This is a genomic window from Streptomyces sp. NPDC087300 (genome assembly GCF_044744425.1).
Lineage (GTDB): Bacteria > Actinomycetota > Actinomycetes > Streptomycetales > Streptomycetaceae > Streptomyces.
Window position 1 is genome coordinate 40,987 of the sequence record NZ_JBIUYI010000018.1, and the last position, 25,303, is coordinate 66,289.

The 25,303-nt window shown below is 73.1% G+C and carries 2 protein-coding genes and 1 pseudogene; all 3 read right to left on the reverse strand.

The window, feature by feature from the left end:
* Positions 1–16: 16 nt before the first annotated feature.
* Positions 17–4,993: pseudogene (locus tag ACIO9J_RS41745) on the reverse strand (type I polyketide synthase); the annotation flags it as partial.
* Between the two features lie 63 nt (positions 4,994–5,056).
* Positions 5,057–11,566, reverse strand: a complete 6,510-nt coding sequence (locus tag ACIO9J_RS41750; RefSeq protein WP_402010770.1) for an SDR family NAD(P)-dependent oxidoreductase — start codon at positions 11,564–11,566, stop codon at positions 5,057–5,059.
* Between the two features lie 5 nt (positions 11,567–11,571).
* A complete protein-coding gene (locus tag ACIO9J_RS41755; RefSeq protein WP_402010771.1) occupies positions 11,572–25,299 on the reverse strand; it encodes a type I polyketide synthase in 13,728 nt (4,575 codons plus the stop codon).
* Positions 25,300–25,303: the final 4 nt, after the last annotated feature.

Consider the following 25,303-nt stretch of genomic DNA (forward strand, 5'->3'; position numbering starts at 1 on the left):
CTGGTTCGGGGGGCGGTCATGAGTCGGAGGCTTTGAGGGCCATGGCGATCAGATCATCGGCGTTCATCGACTCGATCGGCCCGGTCGCGGCGTCGTCGCCCGTCCCGGCGGACGAGCCGTCGGCGGCGGACCGCAACAGCTCTTTGAGCAGCCCGGTCCTGCGCAGCCGGCCGACCGGGACGGAGGCGAGGAGCCGACGCATCTCGCGCTCCTCGGCGTCCATCGGCCCGTCCGCCGCGTCGTCCGTCAGGGCCTCTTTGAGGTGGGCGGCGAGTTTGGCCGGCGTCGCGTAGTCGAAGACGACCGTGGTGGGGAGCGGAAGGCCGGTCGCTCTGCGGAGCCGGTTGCGCAGTTCGACGGCGGTGAGCGAGTCGATGCCGAGGTCCCGGAACGCCTGGTCCTGCCTGATGCGGTCCGTCGCGCCGTGGCCGAGCGCTCCGGCTGCGTGCCTGCTGACGGTGTCGATCAAGGTGCGGTAGCGGTCCGCGTCCGAGAGGGGTCGCAGGGTCTCGCGCAGGCCCGGCCCCGGCGTGTCGTCGGCGGGCCAGGCACCCGCCTGCAGGGCATCGCGCGCCGCGGGGATCTCGTCGAGCAGCGGACTGGGACGGGCGGCGGTGAACCCGGGGGCGAAGAGCGTCCAGTCCATGTCGGTGACGACCGTCGACGTCTCACCGTGCTCCACTGCCCGGCGCAGTGCGGCGACGGCGGACCCGGGCGGCATCTTCCGCAGCCCGTTGCGCCGCAGCACGTCTGCCATCTCCGGCCGTGCGGCCATGCCGTCACCGTCCCACGCGCCCCAGGCCACCGATGTGACGGGCAGTCCGCGGGAGCGGTGCAGCTGTGCGAAGCCGTCCAGGTAGGCGTTGGCGGCCGCGTACGCGCCCTGGCCTCCGCTCCCCCAGACCGCCGCGACCGAGGAGAACACCACGAACGCGTCCAGCGCGGTCGCGTTCACCGCCTCAGCCAGGCAGTCCGCTCCCTTGGCCTTGATGGCCACCACCGAGGCGAACTCGGCCGGATCGGTGGCGTCGAGCGGCGAGAGCTGTCCCACGCCAGCCGCGTGCACCACCGTGCGGATCGGCGTCCCGTCGGCCGTCACCCGCCCGACCAGCTCCCCGACCGCGTCCGGGTCCGTCACGTCGCAGGCGGCCACGGTCACCCGGGCCCCGTGCTGCATCAGCTCCGCCCGCAGCTCGGCCGCGCCGGGCGTTTGCGGCCCCCTGCGGCCCACCAGCACCAGGTGGTCGGCGCCACGGCGGGCCAGCCAGCGCGCGATGTGCGCGCCCGCTGCCCCCAGGCCGCCCGTGATCAGGGCTGTGCCGCGCGGCGTCCATGTACCCGTCACGGGTCGGCCTCCCGGTTCTGCGGGCAGCAGTCGGCGGCCCAGCAGCCGCGATGCGGAGACGCACACCTGGTCTTCGTCCCCCGCCCCGGACAGCACCGCGCGCAGTTGGCGCTGGGCCACCGGGTCGTGCGGCTCGCGAAGCTCGACGAGCCCGCCCCAGAGCCGGGGGTGTTCGAGCGCGGCGACCCGTCCGAGGCCCCAGACCTGGGCCTGTGCCGGGGAGACCGGTTCGCTGTCCCCGGTGGCCACCGCGCCGCTCGTGACGCACCACAGCGGGGCCGTCGTCCCGGTGTCCAGCAACGCCTGGACGAGCGCGTTGGTGGCGACCAGGCCGGCGGACAGCAAGGAGTGGGCGGCGTGCGGGCGTTCGTCGAGCGCCAACAGGGACACCACGCCCGCTGGCCGGTTCCGTTCGCCGTCACCGGGGTGCCCGGTGACGGACACCAGGGAGTTCACCACGTCGGCGAGCTGCCCGGCCAACGCCGCCCGTTCGGCGGTCGGCGCGTGCACGGGCACGGCGACCGTGCGCACACCGCTGTCGGCGAGTGCTTCCCGTACGCCCTTGACCAGCTCAGCAGTGCCGGGGTCGGGGGAGCCGTCGGGCACGGCCACCAGCCACGTGCCCGACGGCACCGACTCCGGCTCGGCGACAGGCTGCCACGCAACGCGGTACCGCCAGCCGTCCAGACGGGCCCGGTCGCGCTCGCGCCGACGCCATCCGGACAGGGCGGGCAGAACGACGCTGAGCGGTTCGGCCAGCCCGCCGTTCTCCTCCCGGCCGAGCAGCCTGGCCAGCTCCGTCGGCTCCTCGCGTTCCACCGCTTCCCAGAACCGTGCTTCAGGCAGAGCGGCCTGCCCCGCGTCGTCGGAGCCCCTGGCCACGGACACGTCCCCAGCCCAGAAGCGGGTGCGCTGGAACGCGTAGGTGGGCAGCTCGACCCGGGAAGCCGTGGCATCGGGGCAGACGGCGGACCAGTCGGGTGCGATGCCCCGGGCCCACGCCTGGGCCACCGAGGTGAGCAGCTGCCGCGCTCCCCCGTGCTCGCGGCGCAGCGAGCCGATCGTGACGATGTCGGCGCCCGCGGCCTCCGCGGTTTCCGCCAGTGCGGGTGCGAGCAGTGGGTGCGGGCTCATCTCCACGAACGACCGGTGTCCGGCAGCCAGCATCTTCTGGGTGGCCCGCTCGAACTCGACCGGCTCCCGCATGTTCCTGAACCAGTAGTCGACGTCCAGGTCCGCGGTGTCCAGGAGGTCGCCCGTCAGGGTCGAGAAGAACGGTACGCGCGAGGTTCGCGGCCGGAGTCCGGCGATGTCGCCGGGCCATTCGTCGCGCAGCAGGTCCACCTGCGGGGAGTGCGAGGCGAAGTTCACGTCCGGGATCGGCCAGCGCAGCACCCCCCGTTGTGACAGCTGGGCCCCGAACTCCTCCAACGCCTCCGGGTCCCCGGACACGGTGGTGGTGGACGGAGCGTTCACCGCGGCCACACCGATCCGGTCCGACCAGGGCGCGAGCCATTCCCTGACCTGGTGGGCAGGTGCCAGTACGGACACCATGCCGCCCTTGCCCGAGAGCCGCGTCCACAGCTTGCTGCGCATCGCGATCAGCCGCGCCGCGTCCGGCAGGTCGAGCGCGCCCGCCACGTGGGCCGCGGCGATCTCGCCCTGGGAGTGGCCGACCACCGCCCCCGGCTCGATCCCGTACGAGCGCCAGGCCGCAGCCAGGGACACCATGACGGTGAAGAGCAGGGGCTGGACGACGTCCGCGCGACCGATCGGGGGCGCGTCCGCCGCCCCGCGCAGTAGCTCTGGCAGAGACCAGTCCAGGTAGGGGGCCAATGCTTCGGCGCAGGCGTCGGCCTGCTCCCGGAAGGCCGGGCACTGCACCAGCAGTTCGGCGGCCATGCCGGGCCATTGCGAGCCCTGCCCGGGGAAGACGAAGACCGGTCGCGAGTCGATGCCGGGCGAACCGGTCACCAGCGAGGGGACTTCACGGCCGCCGGCCAGCGCTTCAAGGCCTTCGAGGACTTCCGTGCGTCCGGTGCCGACGACGGCGGCCCGGTGTCCGAGCGCGGCGCGGGTGGTCGCCGCCGCGAGCGCGACGGAGCGCAGCGGCGTGCCGGGGTCGTCGCGCAGGAGGCCCGCCAGGCGTTGTGCCTGGGCGCTCAGCGCCGTCTCGCTCGCGCCGGAGACGGGGACGACCACTACGCCCGGTACGTCCGCGGCGGGGTCGGGTCCCGGGTCCGCTTTCTCGGTAACGTCGTCGCGTGGAGCCTCTTCGAGGATCACGTGGGTATTGGTGCCACTGATGCCGAAGGAGGAGATCCCGGCGCGTCGGGGCCGTCCTGCCTCCGGCGGCCAGTCGACCGGCTCGGTCAGTAGCCGTACCGTGCCCGACGACCAGTCCACGTGCGGCGACGGCTCGTCCGCGTGCAGGGTCCGCGGCAGTACGCCGTGCCGCATGGCCAGGATCATCTTGATAAGGGACGCGACTCCGGCAGCCGCCTGCGTATGGCCGATGTTCGACTTCAACGAGCCGAGCCACAGGGGCTTTTCGGCGCTGTGGCTCTTTCCGTACGCGGCGAGCAGCGCCTGGGCCTCGATGGGGTCGCCCAGTGCGGTGCCCGTGCCGTGCGCCTCGACGACGTCGATCTGGTCCGGGGAGAGCCAGGCGTTGTGCAGCGCCTGTTCGACCACCTTCTGCTGGGCGGGGCCGCTGGGCGCGCTCAGGCCGTTGGTCGCGCCGTCCTGGTTGACGGCCGAGCCGCGGACGACGGCGAGCACGGGGTGGCCGTGGCGTCGGGCGTCCGACAGCCGCTCGACGAGGAGCACGCCCGCGCCCTCGCCCCACCCCGTACCGTCGGCGTCTGCCGCGAACGCCCGGCACCGGCCGCTCGGTGACAGCGCGCGCTGCCTGCTCAGCTCGACGAACGCACCGAGCGTGGGCATGACCGAGGCGCCGCCGACCAGAGCCATGTCGTGTTCGCCGCGGCGCAGCGACTGGACGGCCAGGTGCAGCGCGACCAGTGAAGAGGAACACGCTGTGTCAACTGTGATGGCCGAACCCGCCAGGCCCAGCGTGTAGGCCACCCGCCCCGATGCGACGGAGCTGGTGGTGCCCGTCAGCAGATGGCCGCCGAGCTGGGAGTCGGCGTCCTGTAGGGCGGGGCCGTAGCTCTGCGCGATGACGCCGAAGAAGACTCCGGTGCGGGTGCCGCGCAGGGCGTGGGGGTCGATGCCCGCCCGTTCCACCGCTTCCCACGAGGTCTCCAGCAGCAGGCGCTGCTGGGGATCCATGGCAATGGCTTCACGGGGCGAGATCCCGAACAGTTCGGCGTCGAAGAGGTCGGCGTCGTGGATGAATCCGCCTTCGCGGACGTAGCTGCGGCCCACGGCCTCCGGATTGGGGTCGTACCGCCCGTCGGGGTCCCACCCCCGGTTGACCGGGAACGCGCCTATGGCGTCCCGGCCCGCCGCCAGCAGGTCCCACAGCCCCTCGGGGGAGTCGACCGCGCCGGGAAAGCGGCAGCCGACACCGACCACGGCGATCGGCTCCCGGTCCTGGGACTCCGCCTTGGCCAGTGCATGTTTCACCTGGCGCAGGTCGGCGGTCGCACGCTTGAGGTAGTCGCGGAGTTTTTGCTCGTTGGACACTGCTGTCAACTCCTTGGAGGACGAAGTCGGAAGGGGCGCCGTATCACCTGACACATGGGGTCAGGCCACTCCGAGCTCGTTGTCGAGCGTGTCGAAGAGCGCTTGGTCGCCATCGGGGGCCGGTCCGCCCCGCGCGCCGTGCCGGTCGTGCCACTGGGCGAGCAGGCCGCGCAGCCGGGCGGCCACCGCACCGCCTTCCTCCGCACCTGCCGGTGCAGCCAGCAGCAGCCCGCCCAGCCGGTCGATCTCCTCGATCAGCAGCGGGCCCGCGGGGGCGGCCGCCGTGGGTTCTTCGAGGGCCAGGCGTGCCAGGAGGTGGTCCACGAGGGCGGCGGGTGTGGGCTTGTCGAAGACCAGGGTGGCCGGCAGCCGCAGCCCGGTCGCCGCCGCCAGCCGGTTGCGGAACTCCACTCCGGTGAGCGAATCGAAGCCGACCTCTTTGAACGTGCGCCCGCCGTCGACCGATTCGGCCGAGGAGTGGCCCAGTGCGGCGGCCATGTGCGTGCGGACGACCTGGAGCAGGGTGCGGGTCCGCTCCGGGGCGGTGAGGCCGGCCAGCCGGTCCGTCAGCGCGTGCGCCCCGTCGGCGGTGGCGGGCGACTGTGCCGTGGCCGTGCGGCGCGCCACGGTGACCTGGGCCAGCGGCCGCAGCAGCGGCGGCAGCGGACCGTGCGCGGCCTGCCGCCCCAGTGCCGCGCCGTCCACGGGAGTGGGCACGAGCACGCTGTCCGGCGCGGTCAGCGCGGTGTCGAAGAGGGCGAGGCCCTCCTCGGTCTCCAGCGGTGCCAGGCCGGTGCGGCGCATGCGCGCCAGGTCGGCATCGGTCATGTGTCCGGTCATGCCGCTGCGTTCGACCCACAGGCCCCAGGCCAGGGAGAGCCCGGGCAGGCCCTCCGCGCGCCGCCGGGCCGCCAGCGCGTCGAGTACGGCGTTGGCGGCCGCGTATCCGCCCTGTCCTGCGCTGCCGAGTACGCCTGCCGCCGAGGAGAACAGCACGAAGGCGTCCAGGTCCTGGTCGCGGGTCAGCTCGTCCAGATGGACCGCCGCGTCCACCTTCGGCCGGAACACCCGCTCGACGCCCTCGGCGGTGAGCGAGTCGAGCACGCCGTCCTCCAGCACTCCCGCGGCGTGGACAACCGCGACCAGCGGATGGGCCGCGGGAATCGCGTCCAGCACTCCGGCCAGGGCCTCGCGGTCCGCCGTGTCGCAAGCCACCGCCTCGGCACGGGCCCCCAGTGAGGCCAGCTCTTCACACAGGGCGGCGGCTCCGGGGGTGGCGGGGCCGCGCCGACCGGTCAGCACCAGCCGCCGCACGCCGTGCCGGGTCACCAGGTGTCTGGCGATGTGGCTGCCGAGGGTACCGAGCCCGCCGGTGACCAGGACCGTCCCTCGTGCGCGCGGCGGTGCGGGCAGCGTGAGCACGACCTTGCCGACGTTGCGTCCCTGGCTGAGGTACCGGAAGGCGTCCGGGGCGTGCCGTACGTCCCAGGCAGTAACGGGCAGCGGCCGGAGCACCCCGCGTTCGTACAGCGCGGAGACCTCCTCCAACATCGCCTTGATCCTGGTCGGGCCCGCCTCCCCCAGGTCGAACGCGCGGTAGGACACGCCAGGACGGTCCGCGGCGATCTCGTCGGCGGCGCGGATGCCGGTCTTGCCCATCTCGATGAACCGGCCGCCTCGGGGCAGCAACCGCAGCGAGGCGTCGACGAACTCCCCTGCTAGGGAGTTGAGTACGACATCAACCCCCTCGCCGCCCGTCTGCCGCAGCACGTGCGGCTCGAAGTCCAGCGTGCGGGACGAAGCGATGCGCTCCCGGGGCACGCCCAGCGCCCGCACGGCGTCCCACTTGGGCGGGCTCGCCGTGGCGTGGACCTCCGCGCCCCAGTGCCGGGCGAGCTGGACCGCCGCGTTGCCGACGGCACCCGCGGCGGCGTGCACGAGCAGGGACTCGCCCGACCGCAGCCCCGCCAGGTCGGCCAGGCCGTAGTACGCGGTCAGGTACGCGACCGGCAGCGCGGCCGCCTGGGCGAAGCCCAGTCCGGCGGGGACCTTGGCGACCATCGTGGCGTCGGCGAGCGTGACCGGTCCGATGCCCCCGGCGAACAGACCCATCACCCGGTCGCCCGGCACCAGGCCTGTGACGCCTTCGCCGACCTCCAGCACCACTCCGGCGCCTTCTCCTCCCGGCAGCCCGGCGGTGGCCGGCACCATGCCCAGCGTCATCAGCACGTCGCGGAAGTTGACTCCCGCGGCCCGCAGGGCGATCCGCAGCCTTCCGGGGCCGAGCGGCGCTGCGGCCTCCGGATTCGGCACCAGCTCCAGTCCCTCAAGGATGTGCCGCCCGGCGAAGTCCAACCGCCACGGCACCTCTTCCGCGGGCGGTCGCAGCGCGGCGCCGAACCGGGCCAGGCGGGGGGCCGACAGCAGTCCGTCGCGCAGGGCGAGCTGGGGCTCGCCCGAGGCCAGCGCCGCGGGGAGCGCACCCAGCGAGCTCGCTCGGCCGTCGGTGTCGAGCAGGACGAAACGGCCGGGGTTCTCGGCCTGGGCCGAGCGCAGCAGTCCCCAGACAGCGGCCTGCGCGGGGTCCGGTACCTCACCCCCAGTAGCGGTCGTGACCGCTCCACGGGTGAGGAACACCAACCGGGCGTCGGCGAACCGCTCGTCCGACCGCCACGCCCGGACCGCTTCCAGCGCTTGGCCCACCGCAGCTCGCGCGGCCCGGGGCAGCCGGGCCTCCTCCGCTTCGCCGACACAGTCCACCAGCACCGCCGCCGGAACAGGCGCGTCCGGCTCCAGTTCGTCGAGCGAGCGCAGACGTACGGTCCGAACGCCCGCTTCCGTCAGCGCGTGCGCCAGTTCGTCGGTGCCGCCCAGCAACGCCCACGGGCCCGGGTCCCGGGGCGCCTCCCCCGTCGGCAGCTCTGCCCAGTCGATCCGGTACAGATGCTCGGCGCCCGCCCGGCCGAGATCGTGCGGGGCCGGGCGCAGCGTCAGTTCCTCGACCTCGGCCACCGCCCCGGTGTCGTCGGCGAGGCGGAGCCTGTACGCGCCCGAGGGAAGCCGGCTCAGACGCACCCGGAGCCGGGTGGCCCCTGTGGCCCACAGGGACACTCCGCTCCATGCGAAAGGCAGCAGCACCGTGTCGGCCTCGCCTCCGGACAGCAGCGTCGTGGCGTGGAGCGCCGCGTCCAGCAGGGCCGGGTGCAGTTCGAAGCCGTCGGCGCGCAGCGGGCCTTCCTCGTCCAGGGCGACGTCGGCGAACACCTCGTCGCCCCTCCGCCAGGCCGACCGCAGGCCGCGGAACGCGGGCCCGTAGTGGTAACCGCGGTCGGCGAGTGCGTCGTAGTGCCCGGCGAGGTCGACCGGCACGGCCCCCGCAGGCGGCCATGCGGTGCCGTCGTCCTGCACCGGTGCCGGTGTTCCGGGTGCCAGCACTCCTGACGCGTGATGGTGCCACGTCACGCTGTCGTCCTGTCCCCCGCGCGCGGAGTGGATGTCCACCGTCCGCGCTCCCGTGTCGCCAGGTGCCCCCACCAGCACCTGCAGCCGTACCCCGTCCGCGGTCAGCACCAGGGGCGCCCGCAGGTCCAGTTCGGCGAGTCCGCCCATTCCCGCATGTCCAGCCGCGTGCAGGGCAAGGTCCACCAGCGCTGTCCCGGGCAGCAGGACCGTGTCCGCCACGGCGTGGTCGGCAAGCCAGGGGTGCGAGTCCACCCCCACGGAGCCCGTGAGCAGCACTTCCTGGCCGCTGGCAGGCCTCACCACGGCGCCGAGCAGTTCGTGGTCCGTAGCGCCGAGGCCCAGCCGGTCCGCACGCGCCGACGGCGAGGCCCCCTCGATCCAGTGGCGGCTGCGCATGAAGGGGTACGTGGGAAGCTCCGGCCGCGGCCCGCCGACGTCGGGCAGTGCAGGCAACCAGTCGGCCGGGATGCCTCCGACATGAGCTTGTGCCAGGGCTGTCAGGAACCGGAGCGGGCCCCCCTCGTCCCGGCGCAGGGTGCCGAGCACCAGTGCGTCGCCGCCCTGCTCCTCCACCGTCTCCTGGAGTCCGACCGTCAGCACCGGGTGCGGGCTGACCTCGATGAAGCAGTCGTAGCCCTTCTCCAGCAGAGCGGCCGTGGAACGCTCCAGCTGCACCGGACGGCGCAGGTTGCGGAACCAGTAGTCGGCGCCAAGGCCGGCCGCGTCCAGGGGGCCGCCGGTGACGGTCGAGCAGAACACGGTATCCGTGGGGCACGGTGCCAGCCCTGCCAGCGCCTCGGTGAGATCGTCGTGCAGAACGTCCATGTGGGGCGAGTGCGAGGCGTAGTCCACGGGGATCATCCGGGCCCGTACGCCGTCGCGCTCGCACGCGGCCAGGAGCTCGTCCAGCGCCCGGGGGTCACCTGACGTCACCGTGGAGCGGGGCCCGTTGACCGCCGCGACGGCGATCCGGCCCTCCCAGGCGGGCAACAAGGCAGCCACCTCCCGGGCGGGAAGCGCGACGGAGAGCATTCCGCCGGTGCCGGACAAGGACGCCAGCGCGCGGGAGCGCAGGGCCACCACACGGGCGGCGTCCGGCAGGCTCAGCGCCCCGGCGACGCAGGCCGCGGCGATCTCGCCCTGGGAGTGGCCCATCACCGCGTCCGGACGCACGCCGTGCGAACGCCACAGTTCGGCCAGGGACACCATGACCGCGAACAGCGCGGGCTGGACCACGTCCACTCGCTCCAGGGAGGGCGCTCCCTGGCCACCGCGGAGTGCGGCGACGAGGTCCCAGTCGGTGTACGGGCGCAGTGCGTCGGCGCACTGGCCGATCCAGGAGGCGAACACCTCGCTGGAGTCGAGGAGTTCGGTGGCCATGCCCACCCACTGCGAACCCTGGCCGGGAAAGACGAAGACGGTGCGTCCCTCTGTCGCGGCCACGCCGCGGATCAGGCCCGGGAAGTCCTCGCCCCGTGCCAGGGCCGCCAAGGCGGCGCCCAGTTCGGCGCGACCGGTGCCGAGGGCCACGGCCCGGTGCGCGAAGACGGAGCGTTCGGTGAGCAGGGCGTGGCCGAGGGCGGCCGGGGACGGCGCGTTCTGGCCCTCCAGCAGGGGCAGGAGCCGGTCCGCCGCCGCCCGCAGCGCCTCCGCGCTCCGGGCGGAGAGCAGCAGGGGTGTGACGTCCGGCCCGGGGGCCGGCAGGGTGTCCCGGTCCGTCGCTGGGTGGTGTTCCTCGACGATGACGTGCGCGTTGGTGCCGCTGATGCCGAAGGAGGACACCCCTGCCCGCCTGGGCGTGTCGCCCGCCGTCCAGGGCCGGCTCTCGCTGAGGAGCGACACCCCGCCGGACTCCCAGTCCGTGCCGGTCAGGGGCCGTTCGGCGTGCAGGGTGCGGGGCAGTGCGCCGTGCCGCAGCGCCATGACCATCTTGATGAGTCCGGCGACACCGGCCGCGGCCTGGGTGTGACCGAGGTTCGACTTCACCGCGCCCAGCCACAGCGGGTTCCCCGCGGGCCGCCCGGTGCCGTAGGTCGCCTGCAGGGCCTGGACTTCGATGGGGTCGCCGAGCGCGGTCCCCGTGCCGTGGGCCTCCACCACGTCGATGTCCGCCGGTCCCAGCCCTGCCGCGGCCAGGGCCTGCCTGATCACCCGCTGCTGGGAGGGGCCGTGCGGGGCGGTGAGCCGGCTGCTCGCGCCGTCCTGGCCGACGGCCGAGCCGCGGATCACCGCCAGCACCGGGTGGCCCGCGCGGACCGCGTCCGACAGTCGTTCGAGTACGAGCACGCCTGCGCCTTCGGACCAGCCGGTGCCGTCGGCATCCGCCGAGAACGGCTTGCACCTTCCGTCCGGTGCCAGCCCGCGCTGCCTGCTGAACTCCACGAACGTGCTCGGCGACGACATCACCGTGACGCCTCCCGCGAGCGCCAGCGTGCACTCGCCCCGCCGCAGTGACTGCGCCGCCAGGTGCACGGCGACCAGTGAGGAGGAGCAGGCGGTGTCCACCGTGACGGCGGGTCCCTGGAACCCGAAGGTGTAGGCGATCCGGCCGGAGGCGAGGCTCGGGGCGCTGCCGCTGCCCACGTACCCCTCGAACTCGGCGGGCACGGTGTGCAGTCGCGATCCGTAGTCGTTGTACATGACCCCGACGAAGGTGCCGGTGCTGCTGCCCTTGACCGAGGAGACGCCGATCCCGGCCCGTTCCAGCGCTTCCCAGCAGACTTCCAGCAGCACCCGCTGCTGCGGGTCGGTGGCGGCCGCCTCTCTCGGGTTCATGCCGAAGTGCGCGGCGTCGAACCGGTCGGCGTCGTGCAGGAACCCGCCCGCGGCCGTGTAGCTCGTGCCCGTCGCCCCGGGGTCGGCGTCGTAGAGCGCCGCCAGGTCCCAGCCCCGGTTGTCGGGGAAGGCCGTGATGACGTCGTCACCGCGGTCCAACAGGTCCCACAGCTCCTCGGGTGAGCCGATGCCGCCGGGGTAGCGGCAGCCCATCGCCACGACGGCGATCGGTTCCCTGTCCCACTTCTCGGCCTCCTCAATCCTCTGGTGGGCACGTTGCAGATCCGCCGTGACCCGCTTGAGGTATCCGCGAAGCTTTTCTTCGTTCCCCATGGGGTTCACTCCTTGAACGGAAGGCTGTCGTCGACCGGTGCACCGGTGCGCTCGCCCGGCGTGCGCAGGGCGTTGTCGATGAGGTCGAAGATTTCGTCGTCGGTGGACTGGTCGATGTCGGTGGGGTCGCGTCGTTCCGGGACGGGGACCGGCTCGGGTGCGACCCGGGTCAGCACCTGCCGTAGGCGCCCGATCACCGATGTGCGGACCGCCTCGTCCGCGGGTTCCGTGCCGAACCACGCTTCGAGCCGCTCCAGTTCGCCGAGCGGAGGCGTGTGCGGCGCCGCCGGGGCTTCGCCGGCCGGTGCCGCCAGCTCTTCGCCGAGCCGGTCGGCGAGCAGGGTGGGCTCGGGGTGGTCGAAGAGCACGGTCGGCGGCAGGGACAGGCCGGTGACGCGATTGATCCGGTTGCGGAACTCCACCGCGGTCAGCGAGTCGAAGCCCATCTCCATGAACCCTCGGTCGGGCCGCACCGCCTTGGGGGACGCGAAGCCGAGCACCGCGGCGGCCTGGGTCCTGACCAGGGCGAGCAGTTCCGCGGCGCGTTCGACCGCGGGCAGCCGCACCAGCCGCTCCGCCGCCGACTCCGGTGCGACGGCCGTTGAGGCGGCGGCGCGGAGCGGCTGCGGTATGAGGCCCCGCAGCAGCGCCGGCCCGTCCTCACCCTGGGACCTTAGGGCCGGCAGGTCGAGCCGCACCGGCAGCACGACCGGATCCGGGCCCGCGCACGCGGCGTCGAACAGCTCCAGTGCCTCCTGTACGGAGAGCGCGGCGACGCCCGAGCGTGCCAGCCGCAGCGTTTCCGTGCGCGCGAGGCCTCCGGCCATGCCCGTCGCCTGGTCCCACAGGCCCCAGGCGAGGGAGAGCGCGGGCAGTCCGCGTGCTGCACGGGCGCGGGCCAGGGCGTCCAGGAAGGCGTTCGCCGCCGCGTAGTTGGCCTGCCCTGCGGTGCCCAGCGTCCCCGCGGCCGAGGAGAACAGCACGAACGCCGACAGGTCCAGGCCCGCGGTCGCTTCGTGCAGGTTCAGCGCGGCGTCCACTTTGGCGCGCAGGACGGTACGGACCTGCTCGGCCGTCAGCCCTGTCGCCACGCCGTCGTCCAGGACGCCCGCGGCGTGCACCACGGCCCGCAGCGGCCGGTCGGCGGGCACGGCGTCGAGCAGCGCGTCGGCCTGGCCGCGGTCGGCGAGGTCGCAGGCGGCGATCTCCACGCGGGCACCGAGCGCCGCGAGGTCCCGCAGTAGATCCCCGGCCCCCGCCGCCGCGGAGCCCCGGCGGCTGACGAGCAGCAGTTCCCGCACCCCGTGCACCTCGACCAGGTGACGGGCCGTCAATCGACCCAGCGTACCCGTGGCCCCCGTCAGGAGGACCGTGCCCGTACCGCCGAACACCGGCTTCTCCGCGCTCTCCCGCAAAGGGGCCGCCCTGACCAGCCTGGGCACCCGCACGCCGTCCTCAAGGAGCGAGAACTGCGGCTCGCGGGCCTGGCGCGCCTGTCGGACCGCGGCGAGCACCCGCATGGCGTCCGTCGTCGCATCGAGGCGGGCGAGGGTGAATCGGCCGGGTTGCTCGGTCTGGACGGACCGCATCAGCCCTTCCACCGCGGCCTGGCCGAGCCCCGCCGTTTCGGGGACTGCCAGCACGAGGTGGGAGGCGGCGAAGCGTTCGTCGGCCAGCCAGCGCCGGACCGCGCCGAGCACGTCGAGTACGACCGCGTGCACGTCGGTGGCGCTGCTGTCGGCTGCGCTGCCGTCGGTGGCCGCGAGCGTGAACAGCACGGTTTCCGGCACGGGTTCGCCCACGTCGGCCGCGATGTGCACCGCCTGGAGGTCGGGGTAGACCGGGACCCCGGCAGGTGGGGCCCCGAACAGTCCACCGGAGTCGACCACGGCCCAGGGGGCGCTGTCTGGGGCGGGCCGCGGCGCGGCCGGCAGGGCGGTCCAGTCCAGCCGGTAGAGCGGGGGCCGGCCGCCCGCCCGTCGCAACGCCTGAGGCGACATCTGCCGCAGGGACAGGGAGCCGATGGTGAACGCGGGCCGTCCGTCGACGCCGAACGCCTCCACCCTGTGGCCGCTGCCCGGAACGGAGGCGATACGTACCCGCAGTGCCTCGTGCTTCCCCGGGTGCAGCCGGACCTCGCCGAACGCGAAGGGCAGCCGGCCGTCGTCCCCGCCGTCGAGCTTCGTCGTGTGCAGCGCGGCGTCCAGCAGGGTGGGCGGGAACGTGAATCCGTCGGTGTCCGCCATGTGCCGCACCGCGACGTCCGCGAAGGTCTCCGTCCCTCGGCGCCAGGCCCTGCGCAGTCCGGCGAAGGCGGGTCCGTACACGAAGCCGGCCTCCGCCAGCCGCTCGTACAGCCCGTCGAGCGGCAGTTCCTCGGCGCCCTCCGGCGGCCATGCGCGGGGCGGTGCGCACACCTGCGCCCCGTCCGCGGGCCGCAGGGTGCCGCCCGCGTGCCGGACCCAGGCGCCGGGGCCTTCCTCAGCGGCGGGGCGTGCGTACACGCCCACCCGGCGCGCTCCGGACTCCTCCGGTTCGTCGACCACGACCTGAAGCATCAGCCCTCCGCGTTCGGGCAGCACCAGCGGTGCCTCCAGCACGAACTCGGCGACCTGCTCGCATCCCGTACGGACACCGGCGTGCTGCACCAGCTCCAGGAGGGCCGCGCCGGGCACCAGGGCGGTGCCGAGAACGGTGTGCTCGCCGAGCCACGGCTGCCGCCACAGGGAGAGCTGTCCGGTGAACAGTGCTCCTGCCCGGTTCGCCAGCGGGACCTCGGCGGTCAGGAGCGGATGCCCGGTGCCGACCAGCCCGGCAGCCGCCGCGGCCGGTGCCGGGGCTGGCCAGAAGTGCTGGTGCCGGAAGGGGTAGGTGGGCAGTTCGGCGGCGCTCTCGTACGCCGGGCCTGTCCCGAGGAACGCGCTCCAGTCCACGGCCGCGCCGTGGACGTGCCCGGCCCCCAGCGCGTCGGCGGCGGCGCGCACCTGCGGCCGTCCCTTGCGCTGGGCCGCCACAAAGCCCAGGCCTTCGGCCCGCTCGCCGAGTGCTTCGCGGGCCATCGCGGTCAATACGCCGTCGGGCCCGACCTCGACGAACAGCGTGGTGCCCAGCTCTGCGAGCGTCGTCACCGCGTCGTGGAAGCGCACCCCACGGCGCACGTGGCGCACCCAGTACTCGGCGTCGGCGGGACTGTCCGCCTGCCCGGTGACCGTGGAGACGAAGGGCAGTTCAGGGGCTCTTGGGTCAAGGCCCCGGGCCACGTTGCGCAAGCCGTCAAGCACGGGGTCCATGTGCGACGAGTGGAAGGCGTGGCTGACCCGCAGCCGACGCGTCCTGACTCCCCGTTCCCGCACCTGCGCGGCGATCTCCAGCACGGCGTCCTCGTCCCCCGCGATCACCACGGCTGCGGGGCCGTTGACGGCCGCGACCGAGACATCGGGCTGGCCGTCGAGCAACAGCAGCGCCTCGGACTCCGGCAGCTGGAGCGCCACCATCGCGCCGCGGGCGGACAGTGCCTGCATCGCGGTGCCCCGTGCCGCTACCAGTACGGCCGCGTCGGCGAGGGTCAGGACACCCGCCACATGCGCGGCTGCCAGCTCGCCCACCGAGTGCCCCGCCACGTGGTCGGGGCGCAGGCCCCACGAAGCCAACAGCCGGAACAGGGCGACCTCGTAGGCGAACAGCGCGGGCTGCGTGAAGACCGTGAGGTCCAGGTCGCCCGCCCGTTCCGGTTCCGCCGTACCAAGGATCACCGGCAGCAGCGGCGCCGGCAGCAGCGGATCAAGCTCCGCGCACGCGGCGTCCAAGGCCTGGGCGAACACCGCGAACCGCTCGTACAGTTCACGGCCCATGCCCGGGTGCTGCGAGCCCTGCCCGCTGAAGAGGAAGGCGACCTTGCCGCCCACCGCTCCCACCTCGTGCGGGAGTCTGTCCGCGGGCAGCGCGCGCAGTCCCGCCACGAGCTCTTCCCGGTCCTCGCCGGTCACCACCGCCCGGTACGGCAGCAGGGCCCGCGACCCGACCAGTGCGCGTCCCACGGCGGCCGGCTCCAGGTCCGCCCGCTCTTCGGCGTACGCCGCCAGCCGGGCGGCCTGCTCGGCCAGCGCCTCGGGGGTCCTGGCGGACAGCACCCAGGGCACCACGGGTGTCTCGACCCGCTCCGGCGTCATCGCGGGCTCGGCCTGTTCCAGGACGACGTGCGCGTTCGTCCCGCTGATGCCGAAGGAGGACACCCCTGCTCGGCGGGGCCGCCCGGTCTCCGGCCAGGGGGTGGCTTCGGTGAGCAGCTCGACGTCGCCCGCCGTCCAGTCGACGTGCGTCGACGGGCGGTTCACGTGCAGGGTCTTCGGCAGCAGGCCGTGCCTCAGGGCCATCACGGTCTTGATGACTCCGCCGATGCCCGCGGCGGCCTGTGCGTGCCCGATGTTCGACTTCAGCGAACCGAGCCACAGCGGCCGGCCCTGCGTGCGCTCCTGCCCGTAGGTGGCCAGGATCGCCTGTGCCTCGATGGGGTCGCCGAGCGCAGTGCCGGTGCCGTGCGCCTCCACCGCATCCACTTCAGCCGCCGTCAGTCCTGCCGCGGTCAGCGCTTCCCGGATGACCCGCTGCTGGGCGAGGCCGTTCGGGGCGGTCAGGCCGTTGCTCGCGCCGTCCTGGTTGACCGCGCTGCCCCGCAGCACGGCCAGCACCCGGTGCCCCTGCCGCCGCGCGTCGGACAGCCGTTCCACCAGCAGCGTCCCGGCGCCCTCGGCCCACCCCGTGCCGTCGGCGGCCTCGGCGAACGACTTGCACCGGCCGTCCGCCGCCAGCCCCCGCTGCCTGCTGAACTCGATGAAGGTGCGCGGCGTCGACATCACGGTGACCCCCGCGGCCAGCGCCAGGGAGCACTCGCCGCGCCGCAGCGCCTGCGCCGCCAGGTGCAGCGCCACCAGGGACGAGGAACAGGCGGTGTCCACGGTGACCGCAGGTCCCTCAAGACCGAAGGTGTACGCGAGCCTGCCCGAGAGCACGCTGCCGCTGGTACCGGTGAGCACGTATCCTTCGCTACCCTGTTCGCCCGGCGCCGTCGGGACGGCGTAGTCAGGGGACATCGAGCCCACGAACACACCGGTTCGGCTGCCCTTGAGGCCGTGCGGGTCAAGCCCGGCCCGCTCCAGTGCTTCCCAGGCCGTCTCCAGCAGCAGTCGCTGCTGGGGGTCCATCGCCAGCGCCTCCCGGGGCGAGATGCCGAAGAACTCGGCGTCGAATCCGGCCGCGTCGTGATCGTCGAGGAGTCCTGCGGCCGTGGCGTAGAAGGTGCCGGGGTGGTCCGGGTCGGGGTGGTAGAGCTCTTCGAGGTCCCAGCCGCGCTCCGCGGAGAGCTCCGCGACGGCGTCCGTCCCCGATGCCACCAACTGCCACAGCTCTTCGGGAGAGCGCACCCCGCCCGGGAACCGGCAGCTCATTCCCACGATCGCGATCGGCTCGTCGACGGGAGCCGCTCCTGGCGCCGCAGCCGCGGGGCCCGCTGGCCTCGCACTCGTGAATTCCGACCGCAGCCGGGAGGCGAGTGCCTCCGGCGTCGGGTGGTCGAAGAGAACGGTCGCGGGGAGCCGCAGACTGGTCGCCTCGTTCAGCCGGTTGCGCAGTTCGACCGACGACAGCGAGTCGAACCCCAGGTCCTTGAAGGCGCGGTCCGCCGCGACCGGAGTTCCCCTCGGGTGTCCCAGGACGGTGGCGGTGTGTGCCTCGACCAGCCGCATCAGCGCCTGCTGCTGCTCGTCGGGCGGAAGGGAGGCCAGGCGCTGGGCCAGGTCCTCGGTTCCGGCGGCGCGGGCGGCGGCCGTGCGCCGGGCCGGCAGCCGCACCAGGCCGCGCAGCAGCGGCGGCACCTCATGGGAGGCGGCCCGTTTGCGCAGCGCCGTGAGGTCGAGGCGCGCGGGTACGAGCGTAGCGTCGCCCCGGGACAGGCACGCGTCGAACAGCGCCAGCCCCTCTTCGGTGTCCAGTGCGCCCAGGCCGGCGCGGGCCATCCGCTGGACGTCGGCCTGGGTCAGGTGTCCGGTCATGCCGCTGCCCTCGGTCCACAGTCCCCAGGCCAGTGACGTCGCTGGCAGCCCCAGGCTCCGGCGGTGTTCGGCCAGCGCGTCGAGGAACACGCTGCCGGCCGCGTAGTTGGCCTGGCCCGCGTTGCCCAGCACTCCGGCGACGGACGAGAACAGCACGAAAGCCGCTAGGTCCAGGCTGCGGGTCAGTTCGTGCAGGTTCAATGCTGCTTCCACCTTGGGCCGCAGCACGCGTGCCAGCTGATCGTCGGTCAGTTCGGCGACGGAGGCGTCGTCCAGCACGCCTGCCGCGTGCACCACCGCGGTCAGAGGGTGCTCGGTGAGGCCCATGTCCAGCAGTCCGGCGAGCGCGTCCCGGTCGGCCACGTCGCACGCTGCCACAGTCACCCGCGCACCCAGCGACTCGAGGTCGGCGACCAGTTCGGCCATGCCGTCGGCCCGGGCTCCCCTGCGGCCCACCAGCAGCACATGGCGCATCCCGTGCGCACGGCACAGGTGGCGGGCCAGCAATCCGCCCAGCAGGCCGGTGGCTCCGGTGATCAGCACCGTGCCGTCCGGGTCGAGGCCAGGTGCCTGGCCGTCGTCCGGCCCTTCTTCGGGGAGCCGGGCCAGCCGTGGTACGGACAGCGCGCCGTCGCGCAGCCTGAGTTGCGGCTCCTCCTCGTCCAGTGCCAGGGCCCTGGGCAGTCCGCGGTACGAGGCGTCGGCATCGTCGATCTCCAGCAACCCGAACCGGCCCGGGTGCTCGGTCTGCGCCGAGCGGACCAGACCCCACACCGGGGACTGTGTGAGTCGCGCCGGCCCGGTCACCGCCCGGGTCACCAGGACGAGCCGTGCGTCGGCGAACCGCTCGTCGCCGAGCCAGGCACGCACGGTGTCCAGCGCGTTCTGCGCCGCGTCCGACGCCTTCCGTGCCGTCCCTCCGCCAGGGCCATCGGGCTCCGGCGGGCAGTGCAGCAAGACGGTCCGCGGCAGGTCCAGCCCGCCTTCGACGGCCGCGCCCAGTGCCGCCAGATCGGGGCACTGCGGCGTCACGGGACCCAGCGGACGCGTCCCGACCAGTATTACGTCCCCCTCGCACGCACCGGAAGGAAGAGGGACTTCCGGCCACGTGACCTGGTGCAGGGCATCGCTGACAGAGCGGGCGCCAGCACCGAGCTGGCCCGCCGTGACCTTGCGGAACGCCAGGGAGTCCACGCTCAGCACCGGTCCGCCGACCGGGTCCGCGGCCGTCAGCGCATAGGTCTCCTCACCCGTCGGGACGAGACATACGCGCAGCGCAGCGGCGCCCGTCGCGTGAAGCGTCACTCCCGACCAGGCGAAGGGGAGCCGCAGGCCGTCGCCTGCCGTGTCGGCCAGAGCGGCGTGCAGCGCGGCGTCGCACAGGGCCGGGTGCAGCCCGAACGCCTCGGCGTCCTCCTCGGGCAACGCGACGTCGGCGAACAGCTCGTCGCCGCGCCTCCACAGCGCACGCAGCCCCTGGAAGGCCGGACCGTAGGCGTACCCGGTGGCGGCCAGCCGCTCGTACAGGTCGGCCACGGACACGGGTTGGGCGCCCGGTGGCGGCCACTCGCCCGCCAGTTCGTCCCCCACGTGCACCGCCGGGCCCGTCTCCAGCACCGCTGTGGCGTGCCGGGTCCACGGTGCGTCGTCGTCCGCGTCGTCGGGGCGGCCGTACACGTGCACCGTCCGCAGTCCGGCCTCATCGGCACCCACGGCGAGCTGCACCTGGACTGTGCCGCTCCGTGCCGGGAACACCAACGGCGTCTCCAGCGTGAGTTCTGCCAGCAGGTCGTGACCGACCCGGTCCCCGGCGTGCAGCACGAGCTCGGCGAAAGCCGTACCGGGCAGCACCATCGAGCCGGCGACAGCGTGGTCCTCCAGCCAGGGGTGTGCGGCGGTCGACAGCCGGCCTGTCAGGAGCAGACCGCCGTTCTCCGCCAGTCGGGTCTCCGCTGAGAGCAGTGGGTGGTGTCCGTTGTGCGGTGTGGGGGTTGTGGTGGTGATCCAGTGGCGTTGGCGTTGGAAGGGGTAGGTGGGCAGGGTCGGGGTGGTGCGGGGGGCGGGGGTGTGCCAGGTGGGGGTGTGGCCCTGGGTGTGGGCGTGGGCGGTGGCCAGCAGGAAGTCGTGACGGGTGCCGTGATCGCGGGTCAGAGTGCCGGTGGTGGTGTGGTGGGGATGACCGTGTTCGAGGGTGGTGCGGATCGCGGTCGTCAGGATCGGGTGGGCACTGGCCTCGACAAAGCGGGTGTGCCCGGACTCGGCGAGAGCGGTGAGAGTCGGGTGCAGGAGAACCGGTCGGCGCAGATTGGTGAACCAGTACTCGCCCGTCAGCGCCGTGGTGTCCAGGAGGGACCCGGTCACGGTGGAGTAGAAGGGAACCTCGGCAGCGGTCGGACGGATGCCGGCCAGAACGCTGCGGATGTCGTCGGCCAGGGGCTCGACGTGCGGCGAGTGGGAGGCGTAGTCGACCGCGATCACACGCGCCCGCACCCCGTGCTGCTCGCAGTGCTCACGGATGGCCGCCAACGCCTGCGCCTCGCCCGCCAGAACCGTGATGTCGGGCGCGTTCAACGCAGCCACATGGGCACGCTCGCGCCAGGGACCCAGCAGTTGTTTCGCCTCGTCGGCACTGAGGTTGACCGACAGCATGCCACCGGTCCCGGCAAGGGCACGCAGCGCACGACTGCGCAGGGCCACCACCCGGGCCGCATCGTCCAGGCTCAGCGCCCCGGCGACATGAGCCGCGGCGATCTCGCCCTGGGAGTGGCCGATCACCGCGTCAGGGTGGACGCCGTAGTGCTGCCACAGACGGGCGAGACTGACCATCACCGCCCACAACGCGGGCTGCACCACATCGACATCGTCCAGGGAAGCAGCCCCGGGAGCGTTGAGGAGCGTGTGGTGGGGATTCCACTCGGTGTGCGGGGCCAGGGCATCGGCGCACTCGGACAGATGCCGCGCGAAGACCGGCTCCTCCTCCGCGAGCTGACGGGCCATGTCCGGCCACTGCGAACCCTGCCCGGGAAACACGAAGACCGTCTTGCCACCCCGACCCGACACCGTCCCGGTGACCGTACGGGGATCAGGCTGCTCATCACGCAGACCGTGCAACGCCGACAACAGGTCCTGCCGGCTGTCCGCCACCACCACGGCCCGGTGCTCGAATCGGGTCCGCGCATGCTGCAACGCCCAACTCAGCTCACCCAACGGAACATCGGGAAGGCCCTCGGCCAGCCGCCCGGCCAGCTCCGCCAGCGCCGGACGCGAACGCGCCGACAACACAAACGGCACAGCACCCGAAGACCCTTCCACCACCGCATCGACGGCAGACTCGGACGCCGGAGCCTCCTCCACCACCACATGCACGTTCGTACCGCTGATGCCGAACGAGGACACACCCGCCCGACGCGGCACCTCCCCCGCCAGCCACGCACGCTCCTCAGTAAGCAGCCGAACGTGCCCGGCGGCCCAGTCGACATGCGGTGTCGGCTCGTCCACGTGCAGGGTCCTGGGCATCAGGCCGTGCCGCAGGGCCATCACCGTCTTGATGATCCCGCCGACCCCAGCCGCCGCCTGGGCGTGCCCGATGTTGGACTTGAGCGAGCCCAGCCACAGGGGGCGTTCCGCCGGACGGCCCCGCCCGTACGCCTTGAGCAGCGCGTTCGCCTCGATGGGGTCGCCGAGCGTGGTGCCCGTGCCGTGTGCCTCCACCAACTCGACCGCGTCCGGCGCGAGACCGGCGTCGGCGAGCGCGAGGTCGATGGCCTGCTGCTGGGCGGGGCCGTTCGGGGCGGCCAACCCGTTGCTCGCGCCGTCCTGGTTGACCGCGGAACCGCGGATCAGGGCGAGTACCGGATGGCCGTTGCGCCGCGCGTCGGAGAGCCGTTCCAGGACCAGTACTCCAGCCCCTTCGCCCCAGCCCGTACCGTCCGCAGCGGCGGCGAACGGCTTGCAGCGCCCATCGGCCGCGAGACCGCGCTGGCGGCTGAACTCCAGGAAGATCCCCGCGCTCGGCATCACCGTGACCCCGCCGGCCAGAGCCAGCGAGCACTCGCCCTGTCGCAGGGAGCGCACCGCCAGGTGCAGCGCGACCAGTGAGGACGAGCACGCGGTGTCGACCGTGATCGCCGGTCCCTTCAGGCCGAGGAGATAGGCCAGCCGTCCGGAGGCGACACTCGTCGTACTGCCGGTGAGCCGGTAGCCCTCAAGTCCCTGTGCGTCCTCGTCCAGCCGTGGCCCGTAGTCCTGCGCCATCGCGCCCACGTACACGCCCGTCCGGCTGCCGTGCAGCGACTCCGGATCGATGCCCGCGCGCTCCACCGCTTCCCAAACGACCTCCATCATCAGCCGCTGTTGCGGGTCGATGGCCAGCGCCTCGCGCGGCGAGATGCCGAAGAACTCCGGGTCGAACCGGTCGGCGTCGTGCAGGAACCCTCCGTGCCGGACATAGCTGGTCCGCGGGTTGTCCGGGTCAGGGTCGTAGAGCGCGTCCAGGTCCCACCCCCGGTTCACAGGGAACTCGGAGATGGCGTCAGTGCCGTCGGCCACCAGCTGCCAGAGCCGTTCCGGGGTGTCGGCCCCGCCGGGGAACCGGCAGCCCATGGAGACGATGGCGATGGGGTCGTCCGCAGGCAACGCCTCGCGCCGGACCGGGCCTGCGGCCTCCGCCGCGCCCTCGCCGTCCGTCAGCTCCGCCAGCAGGTGTTCCGCGAGCAGGTCCGGCGTCGGGTGGTCGTACAGCAGGGACGACGGCAGCGACAGCCCGGTGGCGTCCACCAGCCGGTCCCGCAGTTGTACAGCGGTGAGCGATTCCACCCCGAGATCGCGGAACGTGCTCGTGGCGTCGATCTCCTCGGGGCTCGCGTAGCCGAGGACGATCATCATGTGCGCCCGTATCCCGTCGAGCAGCACCTGCGCCCGCAGGTCTCCGGTGGCGTCCAGCGCGCGGCGCACCAGCGCCGGTACGGGTGCGTCGGCTTCTGCCGCTGCCCGTGGCACGGGCTGCACCGTGGCGTTGTGCGGTGTGGGGGTTGTGGTGGTGATCCAGTGGCGTTGGCGTTGGAAGGGGTAGGTGGGCAGGGTCGGGGTGGTGCGGGGGGCGGGGGTGTGCCAGGTGGGGGTGTGGCCCTGGGTGTGGGCGTGGGCGGTGGCCAGCAGGAAGTCGTGACGGGTGCCGTGATCGCGGGTCAGAGTGCCGGTGGTGGTGTGGTGGGGATGACCGTGTTCGAGGGTGGTGCGGATCGCGGTCGTCAGGATCGGGTGGGCACTGGCCTCGACAAAGCGGGTGTGCCCGGACTCGGCGAGAGCGGTGAGAGTCGGGTGCAGGAGAACCGGTCGGCGCAGATTGGTGAACCAGTACTCGCCCGTCAGCGCCGTGGTGTCCAGGAGGGACCCGGTCACGGTGGAGTAGAAGGGAACCTCGGCAGCGGTCGGACGGATGCCGGCCAGAACGCTGCGGATGTCGTCGGCCAGGGGCTCGACGTGCGGCGAGTGGGAGGCGTAGTCGACCGCGATCACACGCGCCCGCACCCCGTGCTGCTCGCAGTGCTCACGGATGGCCGCCAACGCCTGCGCCTCGCCCGCCAGAACCGTGATGTCGGGCGCGTTCAACGCAGCCACATGGGCACGCTCGCGCCAGGGACCCAGCAGTTGTTTCGCCTCGTCGGCACTGAGGTTGACCGACAGCATGCCACCGGTCCCGGCAAGGGCACGCAGCGCACGACTGCGCAGGGCCACCACCCGGGCCGCATCGTCCAGGCTCAGCGCCCCGGCGACATGAGCCGCGGCGATCTCGCCCTGGGAGTGGCCGATCACCGCGTCAGGGTGGACGCCGTAGTGCTGCCACAGACGGGCGAGACTGACCATCACCGCCCACAACGCGGGCTGCACCACATCGACATCGTCCAGGGAAGCAGCCCCGGGAGCGTTGAGGAGCGTGTGGTGGGGATTCCACTCGGTGTGCGGGGCCAGGGCATCGGCGCACTCGGACAGATGCCGCGCGAAGACCGGCTCCTCCTCCGCGAGCTGACGGGCCATGTCCGGCCACTGCGAACCCTGCCCGGGAAACACGAAGACCGTCTTGCCACCCCGACCCGACACCGTCCCGGTGACCGTACGGGGATCAGGCTGCTCATCACGCAGACCGTGCAACGCCGACAACAGGTCCTGCCGGCTGTCCGCCACCACCACGGCCCGGTGCTCGAATCGGGTCCGCGCATGCTGCAACGCCCAACTCAGCTCACCCAACGGAACATCGGGAAGGCCCTCGGCCAGCCGCCCGGCCAGCTCCGCCAGCGCCGGACGCGAACGCGCCGACAACACAAACGGCACAGCACCCGAAGACCCTTCCACCACCGCATCGACGGCAGACTCGGACGCCGGAGCCTCCTCCACCACCACATGCACGTTCGTACCGCCCATGCCGAACGAGGACACACCCGCCCGACGCGGCACCTCCCCCGCCAGCCAGGGCATCAGCCGGGTCGGTACCCGCAGGTTCAGTTCGCGCAACGGGATCTCGGTGTTCGGGCGCTCGAAGTTCAGGCTGGCCGGCACCTCCTCATGCGCGATGCTGAGCACGGTCTTGAGTAGGCCCACGATTCCTGCCGCGCCTTCGAGGTGCCCGACATTGGTCTTCGCGGAACCGACCGGCAGCGGCGTGCCTGCGGGCCGGGCCGTGCCCAGGACCTCACCGAGGGCCGATGCCTCGATGGGGTCCCCGACCGGGGTGCCGGTGCCGTGCAGTTCGACATATCCGACATCGGCCGGGTCGACGCCCGCATGCGCGTACGCCCGGCGCAACACGTCCGCCTGCGCCTTCGGGCTGGGGCGCGTCAGGCCGTCCGTCCTGCCGTCGTTGTTGACAGCGCTGCCCCGGATCAGGCAGTGGATCCGGTCGCCGTCCGCCAGGGCCCTGGAGAGCAGCTTGAGGACGACGAACCCGCCGCCTTCCCCGCGGACGAAGCCGTTGGCGCGCTCGTCGAAGGTGTAGCTGCGCCCGTCGGGCGAGAGCCCGCCGAACCGGGCGACGGCCAGCGCGCCCTCCTCACTGAGGTTGAGGTGCACCCCGCCGGCCAGGGTGGTCTCCGACTCTCCGGAGCGCAGGCTCTCACAGGCCAGGTGGACGGCCACGAGGGAGGACGCCTGGGCCGCGTCGACGGTCATGCTCGGGCCCTGTAGTCCCAGGTGGTAGGAGACACGGTTGGCGATCAGGCCGCGTTCCAGGCCGGTCATGGTGTGCTGGGTGACGGCATCGGGGCCGCCGCGGGCCACCAGCGCGGCGTAGTCGCCGGAAATGGCGCCGACGAAGACACCCGTCCGGCTGTCGCTGAGCGCGGTCGGTGCCGTCCCCGCCGATTCCAGAGCTTCCCACGCCAGTTCGAGCGCGAGGCGCTGCTGGGGGTCCATCATCGCCGCTTCGTGGGGGGAGACGGAGAAGAAGGCGGCGTCGAATCCATCAACGTTCTCAAGGAAACCGCCCAGCCGGGTGCCGGACGTCGCGCGGCCGTCCGCGGCACAGTCCCATCGGCCGTCGGGCACTTCACAGATTCCGTGCTCGGCCTGCCGCAGCAGCTGCCAGAACGCCGTGGGGTCCGCCGCGCCGGGCAGTCGGCAGGAGAGGCCGGTTACGGCGATGGGCTCGGGAGCCGTGCCGGCCGCCGCCGGGGAGGGGGAAAACTCGCTCATTCGA

What these genes read in the sequence shown, in the direction of transcription:
- ACIO9J_RS41750 (WP_402010770.1), bottom strand. Translation starts at nt 11,566, where the DNA reads ATGGGGAACGAAGAAAAGCTTCGCGGATACCTCAAGCGGGTCACGGCG.
- ACIO9J_RS41755 (WP_402010771.1), bottom strand. Translation starts at nt 25,299, where the DNA reads ATGAGCGAGTTTTCCCCCTCCCCGGCGGCGGCCGGCACGGCTCCCGAG.